Here is a 13,265-nt window from a genome sequence, read left to right as displayed (position 1 = left end):
GGAGAAGCCGCAGGAGGGCACCGTCCTTGCTGTCGGCCCCGGCCGCATCGACGACAAGGGCAACCGCGTCCCGATCGACGTGAAGGTCGGCGAGACGGTGCTCTACTCGAAGTACGGCGGCACCGAGGTCAAGTACGCCGGCGAGGAGTACCTGGTGCTCTCCGCCCGCGACGTCCTCGCGGTCATCGAGAAGTGACCTACTGAATGTGCTCTCCGCCCCGGTTCTCGCTCGAGGACCGGGGCGGTGGTGCGTGAAAGGGACCTATAAATGGCGAAGATTCTGAGTTTCTCTGACGACGCGCGGCACCTGCTGGAGCACGGCGTCAACACGCTCGCCGACACGGTCAAGGTCACCCTCGGCCCACGCGGCCGCAACGTCGTCCTCGACAAGAAGTTCGGCCCGCCCACGATCACCAACGACGGCGTGACCATCGCCAAGGAGATCGAGCTCACCGACCCGTACGAGAACCTCGGCGCCCAGTTGGTCAAGGAGGTGGCGACCAAGACCAACGACGTCGCCGGCGACGGGACCACCACGGCGACCGTGCTCGCGCAGGCGCTGGTCCGTGAGGGCCTGCGCAACGTGACGGCGGGTGCCAACCCGATCGGCCTCAAGCGGGGCATGGACGCCGCTGCCGAGGCGGTCTCCAAGGCGCTGCTGGACAAGGCGGTCGAGGTCGCCGACCACAAGGCGATCGCGAACGTGGCGACCATCTCGGCCCAGGACTCGACGATCGGCGAGCTGATCGCCGAGTCGATGGACCGGGTCGGCCGCGACGGTGTCATCACGGTGGAGGAGGGTTCGGCGCTCAGCACCGAGCTCGAGGTCACCGAGGGTCTGCAGTTCGACAAGGGCTTCATCTCGCCGAACTTCGTGACCGACGCCGAGTCGCAGGAGGTCGTGCTCGAGGACCCGTACATCCTGATCAGCACGCAGAAGATCTCCTCGGTCGAGGAGATGCTGCCGCTGCTGGAGAAGGTGCTGCAGTCCGGCAAGCCGCTGCTGATCATCGCTGAGGACGTCGAGGGCCAGGCCCTGTCCACCCTGGTGGTCAACGCGATCCGCAAGACCTTCAAGGTCGCCGCGGTGAAGGCTCCCGGCTTCGGCGACCGGCGCAAGGCGATGCTGCAGGACATGGCGATCGCCACCGGCGGCGAGCTGATCGCGCCGGAGCTGGGCTACAAGCTCGACCAGGTCACCGTCGAGATGCTGGGCTCGGCCCGGCGCGTGGTGGTCGACAAGGACACCACGACCATCGTGGACGGTGGCGGCAACGCGGCCGAGATCCAGGACCGCGTCGCGCAGATCCGCAAGGAGATCGAGGCGTCGGACTCCGACTGGGACCGTGAGAAGCTCGCCGAGCGGCTGGCCAAGCTGTCCGGCGGCATCGCGGTGATCAAGGTCGGCGCGGCCACCGAGGTCGAGATGAAGGAGCGCAAGCACCGCATCGAGGACGCCATCGCGGCGACCAAGGCAGCGGTCGAGGAGGGCACCGTCCCGGGTGGCGGCGCCGCGCTCTCGCAGATCATCCCGGTGCTCGATGGCAACCTCGGCCTGTCCGGCGAGGAGGCGATCGGTGTCCAGATCGTCCGCAAGGCGCTGGACGAGCCGCTGCGCTGGATCGCGCAGAACGCCGGCCACGACGGCTACGTCGTGGTGGGCAAGGTGCGCGAGCTCGACTGGGGCCACGGCCTCAACGCGGCCACCGACGAGTACGTCGACCTGGCCGCGGCCGGCATCATCGACCCGGTGAAGGTGACCCGCAACGCGGTCTCCAACGCCGTTTCGATCGCCGGGCTGCTCCTCACCACGGAAAGCCTCGTGGTGGAGAAGCCGGCCGAGCCGGAGCCGGCCGGTGCCGGTGGGCACGGGCACAGCCACGGCGGCCACGGCCACCAGCACGGCCCGGGCTTCTGATCTACCGCCGAGGGGCGCGCTGCGATCCGCAGCGCGCCCTTTGTCATCGGTCGTGCTTGCGCATCTTGCGGTACCGGCCCGGTGGGACGCCGGTCTCCCGCTTGAAGGCTGCCGCGAAGCCGACCTCTGACTGGTAGCCCACGCTTCGTGCCGCTGCGGCGACCGTCGTCTCGCCATCTGCCAACAGCACCTTGGCTCGTTGCATGCGCAGCGCGAGCAGATAACTCATGGCCGGCTCGCCCACCCGCTCGGAGAATCTCGCGGCGAAGGCCGCCCGGGACAGTCCCGCCGCAGCGGCCAAGCCGGCCAGCGTCCACTGCCTTCCGAGGTCGCCATGCATCGCCTCCAGCGCTACGGCGACGTAGGGATCGGCTATTCCGGCCAGCCATCCCGGGTGGTCCATGGTGGATGCCCGTGCTCTCAGCGCGCGCAGCAGCATCGCGTCGGAGAGGCGGGCCATGACCAGGTCGCTGCCGGGGCCGCCGTCGTGGGCCTCGGCGCTGATCGCCTCGATCAGCGGGCCCAGCCATGGTGCGGGCCGGCCGTTCTCGCCCGCGACGCGGACGGCGCGCGGCAGTCCCCGCAATGCCGGGTGGTCGGGCTCGCCGACGAGGAAAGCTCCGCACACCACCACCGTGTGCGGCTCCGGATGGCGGTGGCTGCCGGCATCGTCGGCCACCCGCCGTTCGGAGACGCCGCGCATCTGCCGTGCGCCGGGCGAGCGCAAGGCATGCATGTCGCCGCGCGGCAGGATCACCAGGTCGCCGGCGTCGAGCTCCTCGACCGATCCGTCGGCGAACTCGATCTCGCACGAACCTTTCGCGATGATGTGTACGCCACGCAGCTCGGGCCGGTCGAAGTCGATCCGCCACGGCGCGCGCATCTCCAGCCATCGGTAGCCGGCGCTCTCGAAGTGCACCTCGCGGAAGACGGCACTGAGCAGATCCACCGCGCCTCCAGACTTGGACGGTTGATGTGGTTTCCCGGACGCTGACACATGGAGTGTCTCCCGCACCGCGCCTAGCGTCCATGGCATGACTACAACACTGGTTACCGGCGGCGGTGCCGGCATCGGCCGCGCGGTGGCCGCCGAACTCGCCGGCCGCGGACACCGGGTGCTCACCGTGAGCCGCTCATCCCGATCGTCCCTGCAGGCCGATCTGTCGCTCATGCGCGAGACCGGCCGGGCAGCCGAGGAAGTCGCCGCGCGAACCGACCGGCTCGACTCGATCGTGCTGTGCGCGGGCGTCTTCGCCGGCGCTCCGGAGTGGACCGACGAAGGCCTCGAGCGCGTCCTCGCCCTCAACTACCTGTCCCGCTACCTGCTGATTCGTCGACTGCTCCCACTTGTGCTGGCCGCTCCGGCCGGTCGCATCGTCCTCGTCGCCAACGCCGGCAAGTACCCCGACACCCTCGACCTCGATGACCTGCAGATGCGGCGCGGCGGCCGGGGCATCCGCGTGGCGGGGCGCACCCAGTTCGCCAACGACCTGCTCGCCGTCGACCTGATGGAGGAGCTCCGGGCCACGCCGGTCGAGGTCGCGTGCGTCTTCCCGGGTCTGGTGGCGACCGCCGTCCTCCGCGACGCGCGTGGGGTGCCGGGGCCGGTTCGCGCCGTCGCGGCGGCGGCTCAGCGGATTTTCGGTGCCCGGCCGGAGGTTGCCGCGCGGCCGATCGCGGACCTGGCGGATGACCCGGCGGCGACGGCGGGCGGCGGCTTCGTGGGCCCGCGCCTGCGGCGCTTGGAGATCCCACCGAGGGTACGTGCGGAGGAACGCCGGGCGGCCGTACGGACCGCGACCGAGGCCCTGGTCAACCCATGGCTGCCGGCCACACCCGGGCCGGCGTAGACGGCAGCGACTCGGCGTGACCACCGCGCGTCATCCAGAGGGGTACGGTGGGTGTTCTGCCGAACAGCCGGGAGTGTGCGCGTGCCGCAGGACGACGAAGCCCGCCGCTTCGAGGACATCGTCGCCGACCTGCGCGACGAGATGCCGGTCGCCGCCGCCCCCCACCACCCCGCGCGCCGCCGCCGGATGCTGATCGCCGGGATCATCTGCTGCCTGCTGGCCGTCGTGCTGATCACTCTGGGCGGCACGAAGGGTGCGGTGCTGGCCGTGATCCCCTGGCTGACAGGCATGTTCCTGGTCGTTGCCGGTCGCCCGCGCGCCTAACTTGGGGTGTCCTGAAGATCCCGACATACGAGCCGAGAACGCCCATTCGGCTGAGGTCGGGGTTGCCGTTTCCGGATAGCATCCGGCGGGTGGATATCCGTGCGTCGGACGAGGACCGCCAGCGGGTGGTGGCTGCTCTGGAGCAGCACACCGGCGCGGGCCGCCTGACGCTGGACGAGTTCGCGGCGCGGGTCGAGGTCGCGTGTGGCGCCCGCACGATGTCCGAGCTGGCCGCGGTCACCAGCGACCTCCCGGCTGCCGACGAGCGCCCGCAGCGAGAGCTCCTCCTGGTCTTCCTCATCGCGGTCGTGACACTGGTGATCCTCGGCGTGGCGCTCGCCCTGCGCGCCTGACGAACGAGGTCAAAGCGCCGCCAACGCAGCCCCGCCCACCGCGGCCCGCGAGGCATCCACCGGCGTGCCCTTCTCCGCTCCTCGCCCACCGCGGCCCGCAAGCATCCACCGGCATTTCCCTCTCCGCTCCTCGCCCACCGCGGCCCGCGAGGCATCCGCCGGCGTGTCTCTCTCGCTCCTCGCCCACCGCGGCCCGCAAGCATCCACCGGCGTGTCTCTCTCCGCTCCTCGCCCACTGCGCCCGCAAGGGTTCCGCGGTCGGAGCCGTTGCCGCGTTTGCAAGCGTCACATCGTCAGGGCCCTCTCGTCGCCCTGCCAGGAGCGCCACAACGATGCGTATGAGCCGCCCGCCGCGACCAGCTCGTCGTGCGAACCGAGCTCGGTGATGCGGCCGTCCTCGACCACCGCGACGCGATCGGCGTCGTGTGCGGAGAAGAGGCGGTGGGCGATCGCCACCACCGTGCGGCCCCGGACCACCGCGGCCAGCGACCGCTCCAGGTCCCGCGCCGCCCGTGGGTCCAGCAGAGAGGTCGCCTCGTCCAGGACCAGCGTGTGCGGGTCGGCCAGCACCAGCCGTGCCAGCGCGAGCTGCTGCGCCTGCCCGGCCGACAGCGTCTCGCCGTCGGCGCCCACCCGCGTCTCGAGCCCCTGCGGGAGCGCGGTGGCCCATCCGAGTGCGTTGACCGCCGCCAGCGCCGCCCGGACCTGTGCCGCCGTTGCCTCCGGGCGGACCATCGCGACGTTGTCGGACACCGTCCCGATGAACACGTGATGCTCCTGCGTGACCAGCGCGACCTCCCGCCGCAGATCCTCCGCCGACAGCGTGCGCAGGTCGACACCGCCGACCGTGATCGTCCCGCCGGTCGGCTCGTGCACGCCGGCCAGCAGGCGGCCGAGGGTGGACTTGCCGGCGCCGGACGGCCCGACGATCGCCAGCCGCTCGCCCGGCTCCAGGACCAGGTCGATGCCGTGTAGCACCGGACGCCCGGGCACGTACGCGAAGTGCACGCCGGACACCTCGACCCGGCTCCCGGCAGGGGTGCCACCGCGGGTCGGCCGCGCCGCGTCGTCCTCCGCGACGCCCAGCAGCCGGGCCAGCGAAGCCGCGCCCACCTGCAACTCGTCCAGCCAGCTCAGCAGGCGGTCGAGCGGCTCGACGAGCAGCTGCACGTAGATCACCGCGGCGGTGACCTGCCCGAGCGTCACCGAGCCGCGGAGGTAGAACCAGCCGCCGGCCAGCACCGTTGCGATCACCGGCAGCACGTAGCAGGCGTCCACGATCGGCCACCACACCGTGCGCAGGAAGAGCGTGTAGCGCTCCGCCGCCCACGACCGCCGCAGGTCCTCGTCGGTGCGGTCGATGCGCTGCTGCTGGCGGCCCAACGCCTCGACCGTGCGCGCGCCCTCGACCGTCTCGGCGAGCCCGTCGGTGATGTCGGAATACGCCGCGTTCTGCCGCAGATAGCCCGCCGGCGCCCGCCGCAGATACCACCTCGTGCTCACCACGAGGATCGGCACCACGATCAGCATCGGCAGCGCCAGCACCGGGCTGACCAGCACCAGCGCCCCGACCACGAGGAACACCGTGATCAGCGAGATCACCGTGTCGGGCACCGCGAACCGCACCGCGTTGGACAGCGTCGCCACATCCCGCGTCGTACGCGTCAGCAGATCGCCGCTCCCGGCTCGCTCCACCGTGGACAGCGGGATGGTCAGCACCCGGTCGACGAACTCCTCCCGCAGCCGGGCCAGCACCCGCTCCCCCAACCGGGCCGAGGCCAGCACGGCGAACCTGGTCAGCACCGCCTGCGCCACCACGAACACCGCGATGATCACCGCCAGCTGGTCCACCACCTCGGTGACCCGGCCGCGCTGGATCGCCTCGACGATGTCGCCGAGGAGCCGCGGCCCGGCGAGCCCGGCCGCCGCCGCCAGCACGTGCAGTGCGATCGTGACCGCCACCTCGCGGGGATGCCGGCGAAAGAGGTCACGCGCATATCGCCGCACCTGGGCCGGACCGGCCACCGGCAACGCGCCCGCCATCAGTCCTCCTCCCGCAGCACGGTCCGGGCGTACCGCGGCTCGCGGCCGAGCAGTTCCCGATGAGTGCCCTCGGCGACGACGCGCCCCTCCTCGACGTAGATCACCCGCTGCACCCGGTCGAGCATCAGCGGGCTGGTGGTGCACACCAACGTCGTGCGGCCGCGACGGTCCACCGCCAGCCGATCGGCGATGCGCGCCTCGGTGTGCGCGTCGACCGAGCTCGTCGGCTCGACGAGGATCAGAACGTCGGGGTCGGCGACCAGCGCACGCGCCAGCCGGAGGCGCTGCTGCTGCCCACCGGAGAACTCGCGGCCGCGCTCCGCGACCCGGCTCTCCAGCCCCTCCGGCAGCGCCTCGATCACGTCGGTGGCCGCCGCCGTCCGCAGCGCATCCTGCGCCCGGCCGGTGCCGGCCGGGTCCAGGTCGGCGCGCAGCGGGCCGGAGAAGAGGCGGGCGTCATTGTCCGCGACCAGGATCCGCCGGCGCAGCTCGGCCGGGTCGAGGTCGGACAGCGGCACACCCGCGAGGGTCGCCGCCACGCCGCCGGGTGCGTAGTGCCCCAGCCGGTCGGTGATCGCCACCGCGTCGGCCGGCACCGCCGCGACCAGCGCGGTGAGGCGGCCGGGCGGCACGCGTACCCCGGAAACTCGATCGACCAGCTCCCCACCCGGCGCCGGCGTCGCGGCCCCGGCCGGCAGATCGCCGGCTGCTCCCACCAGCCCGGTCACCCGCCGGGCTGCGACATGCCCTCGGGTCAGCTTGTCGATCGTCTCGGTCAGCTGGCGCAGCGGCGTCACCAGGAAGGCGGCGTAGGCGTAGAAGGACACCAGCTGCCCCACGGTGATCCGGCCCTCGAGCGCGAACCGGGCGCCGAGCCACGTCACCAGCACCAGGAAGACACCGGGCAGCAACACCTGCGCGGCCTCGAGCAACGACTCCACCCGTGCGGTACGCAGACCGGCCACCCGCAACGCCTGCGACTCCACGCGGTAGCGCTGCGACATCATCGACTCCCCGCCGACCCCGCGCAGCACCCGCAACCCCGCGACCAGATCGGCGGCTCGCCCGGTCAGCTTGCCCTGCCGATCGCGGTAGTCCTGCTGACGGCGATGCAACGGCCGGATCAGCAGGCCCACGACGGCCATCAGCACCGGGACGCCGATCACCACGACCAGGCCGAGCGGCATGGACGTACCGAGCAGGATCACGGTCACCGTCAGCACCGCGACCGCCGAGCCGGTGCCCCGGGCGATGATGTCGATCGCACTGCCGAGCTGCTCGATGTCGGCGGTGCCGATCGACACCACCTCGCCGGTGCTCATCCGGCGGGGCAGCGCGGAGCCGAGCCGGTTGCTCTGCCGCACCGCGACCTGCACGGTGCGGAACGCCGCGGCCAGCCAGTTGACCACCGCGAACCGGTGCCGCATGATGCCGGCGGCCGCCTGCCCGATGCCCAGGCCGAGGAGCACCAGACTCCAGATCAGCAGGTCGCCGCGGGATCGCCCGGCCACGCCGGCGTCGATCGCCCGGCCCAGGGCGAACGGCACCAGAGCCTGGCAGAGCATCCAGAGAATGGCCATCAGGACGGCGGCCGCCAGCGATGCCCAGCCACGGCGGACCAGCCACGCGAGGTAACGCGTGGGTGATCGGCCGTCGGGGTCGCCGGGACGGGCGTCGGGAAGGTCTCGCATCGGGCCCGACGTTACGGGCGGCCTGCGACAGTTTGCGACGCGTTTTCAGCGGTCCACGGGAGAGAAGTCCCAGACGTGCGGCGAGCGGGCCACCAGGGCGGCCGGCGGCACCGGCATCGCCTCGGGGCTGTGCCGCCACTTGGAGATCACCACGATGCGCTGGTCGGTGGACGAGAAGACCTCGCTGGAGACGTGCTGCGGGAGCACCTCGAGCTTGGGCAGCGCCTCGTCGCACACCCAGGTCAGCAGTTGGTCGAAGCCGCCGCGGAGGGCGCGCACCTCCCACATCCGCGCAATCATCTGCACCCCTACCCTCGCGCGGAGACGGTCGTCAACGGCATGGCGGAGTCGGCCGGGAGATCGAGCGGGCTGGGCTCGACGCCCGCCGCCACGAGATGCGTTCCGAGCGCGGCCACCATCGCGCCATTGTCGGTGCACAGGCCGGGGCGCGGCACGCGTACGCGAATGCCATGTTTTTGCGCCCTCTCCTCCGCGAGCACCCGCAGCCGCGAATTGGCCGCCACGCCACCGCCGATGACCAGGGTGTCCACGCCATGCGCGCGGCACGCGTCGATCGCCTTGGCGGTGAGCACATCGCAGACGGCTTCCTGGAAACTCGCCGACACATCGGCGATCGGCACCGGCTCCCCGGAGCGCTCGCGGGCCTCGACCCAGCGGGCGACGGCGGTCTTGAGGCCGGAGAAGGAGAAGTCGAACCGGTGGGTGGCCATCTCCCTGGGCGCGGTGAGCCCGCGGGGGAAGGCGATGGCGACGCTGCTGCCGCTGCGGGCCTGCCGGTCGATCACCGGCCCGCCGGGGAAGCCCAGGCCGAGCAGCCGGGCGACCTTGTCGAACGCCTCGCCGGCCGCGTCGTCGATGGTCGCGCCCAGCGGTGTCACGCCGGCGGTCAGATCGTCGACCAGCAGCAGCGACGAGTGCCCGCCGGAGACCAGCATGGCGACCGCCGGTGAGGGCAGCGGCCCGTGCTCCAATGTGTCCACCGCCACGTGCGCGGCCAGATGGTTGACCCCGTAGATGGGTTTCTCGGCGGCCAGCGCGTAGCCCTTGGCGGCGGCGACGCCGACCAGCAGCGCGCCGGCCAGCCCGGGACCGGAGGTCACCGCGATCGCGTCGACGTCGGCGAGGGTGACCCTCGCCTCGTCGAGCGCGCGCCGCATGGTCGGGACGATCGCCTCGAGATGGGCGCGGCTGGCCACCTCGGGCACCACTCCGCCGAAGCGGGCGTGCTGGTCGACGCTCGACGCGAGCGCGTCGGCGAGCAGGGTGTGGCCGCGGACGATCCCGACGCCCGTCTCGTCGCAGGAGGTCTCGATGCCGAGGACCAGAGGTTCGTCAGGCACTGCGCATCATCACCAGGGCGTCGGTGTTGCTGGGTTGGTAGTAGCCGCGGCGGATGCCGACCGGCTCGAAGTCGTAGCCCACGTAGAGGCGTTGTGCGCGCTCGTTGTCCACCGCGACCTCGAGCAGGGTGCGGCCGACGCCTCTCGCCGCGGCCTCCGCCAGCAGGGCCTCGAGCAGGGCCCGGCCGATGCCGCGTTTCTGGGCGTCGGCGCGGACCGCGATGTTCTGCACCCACGCCTCGTCCTTGTCCACGATGGACAGCCCGGCGTACCCGACGACCCCCGTGTCGTCTCGGGCGACCAGGTAGAAGCGGCGCTGGGCGAGCTCGTTCCAGAACATCGCCGCCGACCACTTCTCGGCGCCGAAGAGGTCCTCCTCGATCGGCAGCACCTCGGCGATGTGCCACCAGCGCATCTTTTCCAGGGTCATCGGCTTTCCCGGGTGATCGGCGCGAGCGTCATGGCAGCACGGACTTGCGCGCGGCGGGCTCGACGGCGTCCGGCCGGCGGAGGTAGAGCGGGGTGAGCGGCTCGCTGTCGGCCTTGCCGAGCACGCGCTCGGCGGCGAGGGCGATCAGCGCGACGCCGGGTGGATAGAGCACGTGCTCGTCGATCGGCAGCCCGAGGATCTCGCTGTATTTCAGGGCACCCTCGCCGACCGCGCGCTCCGCGGTGACGATGAGGTCGGCCGGCTTGGCGACTCCCGGCCCGTCGGCCCGGACACCGTCCACATAGGTCGCGTGGTAGACCTCGCGGCGGCGGGCATCGGTCGCGACCAGCACGCGGCCCGGCCCGGCGGCGCGGCCCAGGCCGTCGAGGGAGCAGACGCCGTAGGTCGGGATGTCGAGCGCCTGCCCCATGCTCGCGGCGGTGGCGAGCCCGACTCGCAGGCCGGTGAACGGTCCCGGGCCGACGCCGGCGACGATCGCGGCCAGGTCGGCCGGGCGGATGCCGGCCTCGGTCAGCGTCGCGTGGATCTGCGGCGCGAGCAGCTCGCCGTGTGCGCGCGCATCGACCGTGCGGCGTTCGGCGATGCCGTGCAGGCCGGCCTCGGTGACCTCGGCGACCGCGGCGGTGGAGGCCGGGGTGGCGGTGTCGACGGCTAGGACGAGCACGGGAGCTTCCAGTCGATCAGCGTGCGACCGGCGTCGGCCAGCGCCTTGTTGGCGGCGGAGAACGGGCGGGCGCCGCGGAAGCCCACGCGGTTGAGCGGACTGGGGTGCCCGGCCTCCAGCACGACGTGCGCCGGGTTCATGATCAGCGCCGCTTTCTTGCGCGCGTACCCGCCCCAGAGCAGGAAGACGACCCGCTCGTCGCGCGCGTCGAGGGCCTGGATGGTGGCGTCGGTGAACGCCTCCCAGCCCTTGCCCGCGTGCGAGGCCGCCTGCGCCGCGCGAACGGTCAGGACGGCGTTGAGCAGCAGCACGCCCTGGCTCGCCCAGCCGGTCAGGTCACCGGTCGGCGGCGGCGCCACCCCGACGTCCTCGGCCAGCTCCTTGAAGACGTTGCGCAGCGACGGCGGGATGCGGACGCCCTCCCGCACGCTGAAGCTGAGCCCGTGCGCCTGACCCGGGCCGTGGTACGGATCCTGCCCGAGGATCAGCACCCGGGTCTGCTCCGGCGGGCACAGGCGGTAGGCGGCGAACAGGTCTTCGATCGGCGGGTAGATCGTGTGCTGGGCGTACTCGCCCGCCACGAACGCGCCGAGCGCCTCGGTCCCGCGTTCGTCGAGGAACGGTGTGAGCGCGTCACGCCAAGCTCCCGGGAGGAGGTCGAGCAGGTTCATCCGATGCGCCTTTCCCAATCTCCGCCGTGCGGGATCAACTCGACGACCCGGGTGTCGTCGTCGCGCCGCTCGATCCGCACCTGCAGGTACGCGTCGCTGAGCTGCTCGGCCAGCCCTTCGCCCCACTCGACCACGGTCACCGCATCCTCCAGGGACGCGTCCAGGTCGAGGTCGTCGAGCTCCAGCCGCCCACCGAGACGATAGGCGTCGACATGCACCATCGGCACCGGCGCCTTGTGCACCCGCGCGATCACGAAGGTCGGCGACGTCACGTCGTCGGTCACACCGAGCCCGGCGCCGATCCCCTGCGCCATCGCGGTCTTGCCCGCGCCCAGTGGGCCGGTCAGCAGCACCAGGTCACCGGCGCGCAGGACCTCGGCGAGCCGGCGACCGAAGGCGCGCGTCTCCTCCACGGTGGACAGCTGGGTCACGAGATCTTCTCCAGGAACGGCAGGATCGCCGCGTTCACCTCGTCCGCCTTCTCCAGCATCACCACGTGACCGCTGTTGTCGACCTTCACCAGCTCGGCCTCGGGCAGGTGCCGCAGGATCTGCTCCGAATGCGTGACCGGGGTCAGATAGTCCTTCGTGCCGACGATGACCAGCACCGGCACCCCGCGCAGTGCGGACAGCGCCGGGAAGCGGTTGTGGGTGTAGAGCGTGTGCAGGTACTTGGTGAGGGTCTCCACCGACGTCTTGGAGTTCATGTGCTCCACGAAGGTGACCAACGACGGGCTCGGCCGGGAGTCGCCGAAGCCGTAGCGGCGAGTGAGCAACCACGCCAGATCGGAGGAGGCGACCCGCGCCCGGTCGATCGTCCGCCCGCCGATCCGGGCGGCGCCGCCCCACACCGGGAAGAACGGCGCGCTGGCCCGGGCGACCAGGGTGGGCAGCCCGATCTTGGTCTTGTCGATCAGGCCGGCCGACGTGGAGATCAGCACCACGCCGGTGACCCGGCGGCCGAACCACTCCGGATACTGCTCGGCGAACGCCATGATCGTCATGCCGCCCATCGAGTGCCCGACCAGGATGATGTGCCCGTCCGGAACGGTCGCGTCGAGCACCGCGGCCAGCGACTTGCCCAGCGCCGCGATGTCGTACTCGCCGGATTGCAGCCTGCTGGACCGGCCGTGGCCCGGCTGGTCGTAGAACACCAGCCGGTGATCGCCCTGCTCGGCGAGCGTCTGCCGCTGGAAGTAGAACGTGCCCATGTCCAGCGCGAAGCCGTGCACGAACACGATGGTCGGCTGAGCGGCCGGCGAGCGCGGCTCGACGATCTCGACGTGCAGGTCGGTGCCGTCCGCCGCGGTGACGGTCAGCTGCTCGTCGAAGGGCTGATCGCCGAACTCCTCGTCGCGGTAGGGGTCGCCGGGCGCGTTGATCGACTTGCGCACCAGCGCGCGCTCGACGGCGAAGGCGGTGGCCAGCCCGGCCGCCGCGACGCCGACGACCGCCCCGAGGATGCCGACCTGCTTGGCACGCCGCTTCCGCACAGGCGCCTTCACGAACCCTCCCCGTCGTAGACCCGCGGCACCCGGCTGCCACCGAACCGCGTCACGATCTCGTAGTTGATCGTCCCGCACACCTCGGCCCAGTCGTCAGCCGTCGGTCGCTCGGGGCCGAACAGCGTCGCCACGTCGCCGGGCGCCACCGGGTCGTCGCCGCAGTCGACGACGATCTGGTCCATGCAGACCCGGCCGGCGATCCGATAGACCCGGCCGCCGATCTCCACCGGGCCCGCATTCGAGGCGTGCCGGGGCACCCCGTCGCCGTACCCGAGGGGAATCAGGGCCAGCGTCGACTCCCGCTCGGTGCGGTAGGTCAGCCCGTAGGAGACGCCCTGGCCGGCGGGCACCCGCTTGGTGAGGCTCACGCGGGCCCGGGCGGTCATCGCGGGCCGCAGGCCGAAGTCGCCCTCGACCGGGGGAAGTCCGTAGATC

At 71.9% G+C, this 13,265-nt stretch carries 16 protein-coding genes; 5 read left to right on the top strand and 11 right to left on the bottom strand.

Features of this window, described 5'->3' with window-relative positions:
* Together AB0M20_RS07310 and groL are read left to right on the top strand one after the other, a co-directional pair.
* Positions 1 to 196, top strand: a 196-nt coding sequence (locus AB0M20_RS07310; protein ID WP_364295198.1) for a co-chaperone GroES, incomplete at its 5' end; no start/stop codon positions are given.
* A gap of 72 nt (positions 197 to 268) precedes the next feature.
* A complete protein-coding gene (groL, locus tag AB0M20_RS07305) occupies positions 269 to 1,918 on the top strand; it encodes a chaperonin GroEL (RefSeq protein ID WP_364295195.1) in 1,650 nt (549 codons plus the stop codon).
* A 43-nt stretch (positions 1,919 to 1,961) separates the two neighbouring features.
* On the opposite strand, the gene AB0M20_RS07300 is transcribed toward groL, so the two are convergent.
* On the bottom strand, positions 1,962 to 2,867 hold the full coding sequence (locus AB0M20_RS07300) for an AraC family transcriptional regulator (RefSeq protein ID WP_364295192.1): 906 nt from the start codon (positions 2,865 to 2,867) through the stop codon (positions 1,962 to 1,964).
* 85 nt (positions 2,868 to 2,952) lie between these two features.
* Between AB0M20_RS07300 and AB0M20_RS07295 the strand changes: the two genes are divergently transcribed.
* The 3 genes from AB0M20_RS07295 (at position 2,953) to AB0M20_RS07285 (ending at position 4,445) form a co-directional block, all read left to right on the top strand.
* Positions 2,953 to 3,768, top strand: a complete 816-nt coding sequence (locus tag AB0M20_RS07295; RefSeq protein WP_364295189.1) for an SDR family NAD(P)-dependent oxidoreductase — start codon at positions 2,953 to 2,955, stop codon at positions 3,766 to 3,768.
* 81 nt (positions 3,769 to 3,849) lie between these two features.
* Complete coding sequence (locus tag AB0M20_RS07290; protein WP_364295186.1) at positions 3,850 to 4,092, top strand: hypothetical protein; 243 nt, start codon at positions 3,850 to 3,852, stop codon at positions 4,090 to 4,092.
* Between the two features lie 89 nt (positions 4,093 to 4,181).
* Entirely contained in the window at positions 4,182 to 4,445 is a 264-nt protein-coding gene (locus tag AB0M20_RS07285; RefSeq protein ID WP_364295183.1) for a DUF1707 domain-containing protein, read from the top strand.
* 285 nt (positions 4,446 to 4,730) lie between these two features.
* Here the strand turns inward: AB0M20_RS07285 and AB0M20_RS07280 are convergent, their stop codons facing one another.
* The 10 genes from AB0M20_RS07280 to AB0M20_RS07235 form a co-directional block, all read right to left on the bottom strand.
* Positions 4,731 to 6,488, bottom strand: a complete 1,758-nt coding sequence (locus AB0M20_RS07280) for an ABC transporter ATP-binding protein (protein ID WP_364295180.1) — start codon at positions 6,486 to 6,488, stop codon at positions 4,731 to 4,733.
* Positions 6,488 to 8,179 (bottom strand): ABC transporter ATP-binding protein, encoded by a 1,692-nt coding sequence (locus AB0M20_RS07275; protein WP_364295177.1) that lies wholly within the window; start codon positions 8,177 to 8,179, stop codon positions 6,488 to 6,490. The genes AB0M20_RS07280 and AB0M20_RS07275 overlap by 1 nt, the downstream gene beginning before the upstream one ends.
* Before the next feature lie 45 nt (positions 8,180 to 8,224).
* On the bottom strand, positions 8,225 to 8,479 hold the full coding sequence (locus AB0M20_RS07270; protein WP_364295174.1) for a hypothetical protein: 255 nt from the start codon (positions 8,477 to 8,479) through the stop codon (positions 8,225 to 8,227).
* A gap of 8 nt (positions 8,480 to 8,487) precedes the next feature.
* Positions 8,488 to 9,540 (bottom strand): tRNA (adenosine(37)-N6)-threonylcarbamoyltransferase complex transferase subunit TsaD, encoded by a 1,053-nt coding sequence (gene tsaD, locus AB0M20_RS07265; RefSeq protein WP_364295171.1) that lies wholly within the window; start codon positions 9,538 to 9,540, stop codon positions 8,488 to 8,490.
* Positions 9,533 to 9,970, bottom strand: a complete 438-nt coding sequence (rimI, locus tag AB0M20_RS07260) for a ribosomal protein S18-alanine N-acetyltransferase (protein ID WP_364295168.1) — start codon at positions 9,968 to 9,970, stop codon at positions 9,533 to 9,535. The genes tsaD and rimI overlap by 8 nt, the downstream gene beginning before the upstream one ends.
* 28 nt (positions 9,971 to 9,998) lie before the next feature.
* Positions 9,999 to 10,655: a tRNA (adenosine(37)-N6)-threonylcarbamoyltransferase complex dimerization subunit type 1 TsaB gene (tsaB, locus tag AB0M20_RS07255; protein ID WP_364295165.1), complete on the bottom strand. Its 657-nt coding sequence runs from the start codon at positions 10,653 to 10,655 to the stop codon at positions 9,999 to 10,001.
* Complete coding sequence (ung, locus tag AB0M20_RS07250) at positions 10,643 to 11,326, bottom strand: uracil-DNA glycosylase (protein ID WP_364295162.1); 684 nt, start codon at positions 11,324 to 11,326, stop codon at positions 10,643 to 10,645. Before ung ends, tsaB begins: the two co-directional genes overlap by 13 nt.
* On the bottom strand, positions 11,323 to 11,757 hold the full coding sequence (gene tsaE / locus AB0M20_RS07245) for a tRNA (adenosine(37)-N6)-threonylcarbamoyltransferase complex ATPase subunit type 1 TsaE (protein WP_364295159.1): 435 nt from the start codon (positions 11,755 to 11,757) through the stop codon (positions 11,323 to 11,325). The genes ung and tsaE overlap by 4 nt, the downstream gene beginning before the upstream one ends.
* Positions 11,754 to 12,830: an alpha/beta hydrolase gene (locus AB0M20_RS07240; protein ID WP_364295156.1), complete on the bottom strand. Its 1,077-nt coding sequence runs from the start codon at positions 12,828 to 12,830 to the stop codon at positions 11,754 to 11,756. Before AB0M20_RS07240 ends, tsaE begins: the two co-directional genes overlap by 4 nt.
* On the bottom strand, positions 12,827 to 13,265 hold a 439-nt coding region (locus AB0M20_RS07235), incomplete at its 5' end, for an alanine racemase C-terminal domain-containing protein (RefSeq protein WP_364295153.1). The genes AB0M20_RS07235 and AB0M20_RS07240, both read right to left, overlap by 4 nt.

The sequence above is a fragment of the Actinoplanes sp. NPDC051633 genome, from assembly GCF_040681735.1.
GTDB lineage: Bacteria > Actinomycetota > Actinomycetes > Mycobacteriales > Micromonosporaceae > Actinoplanes.
This window is presented reverse-complemented; position numbering and strand designations above follow the sequence as displayed.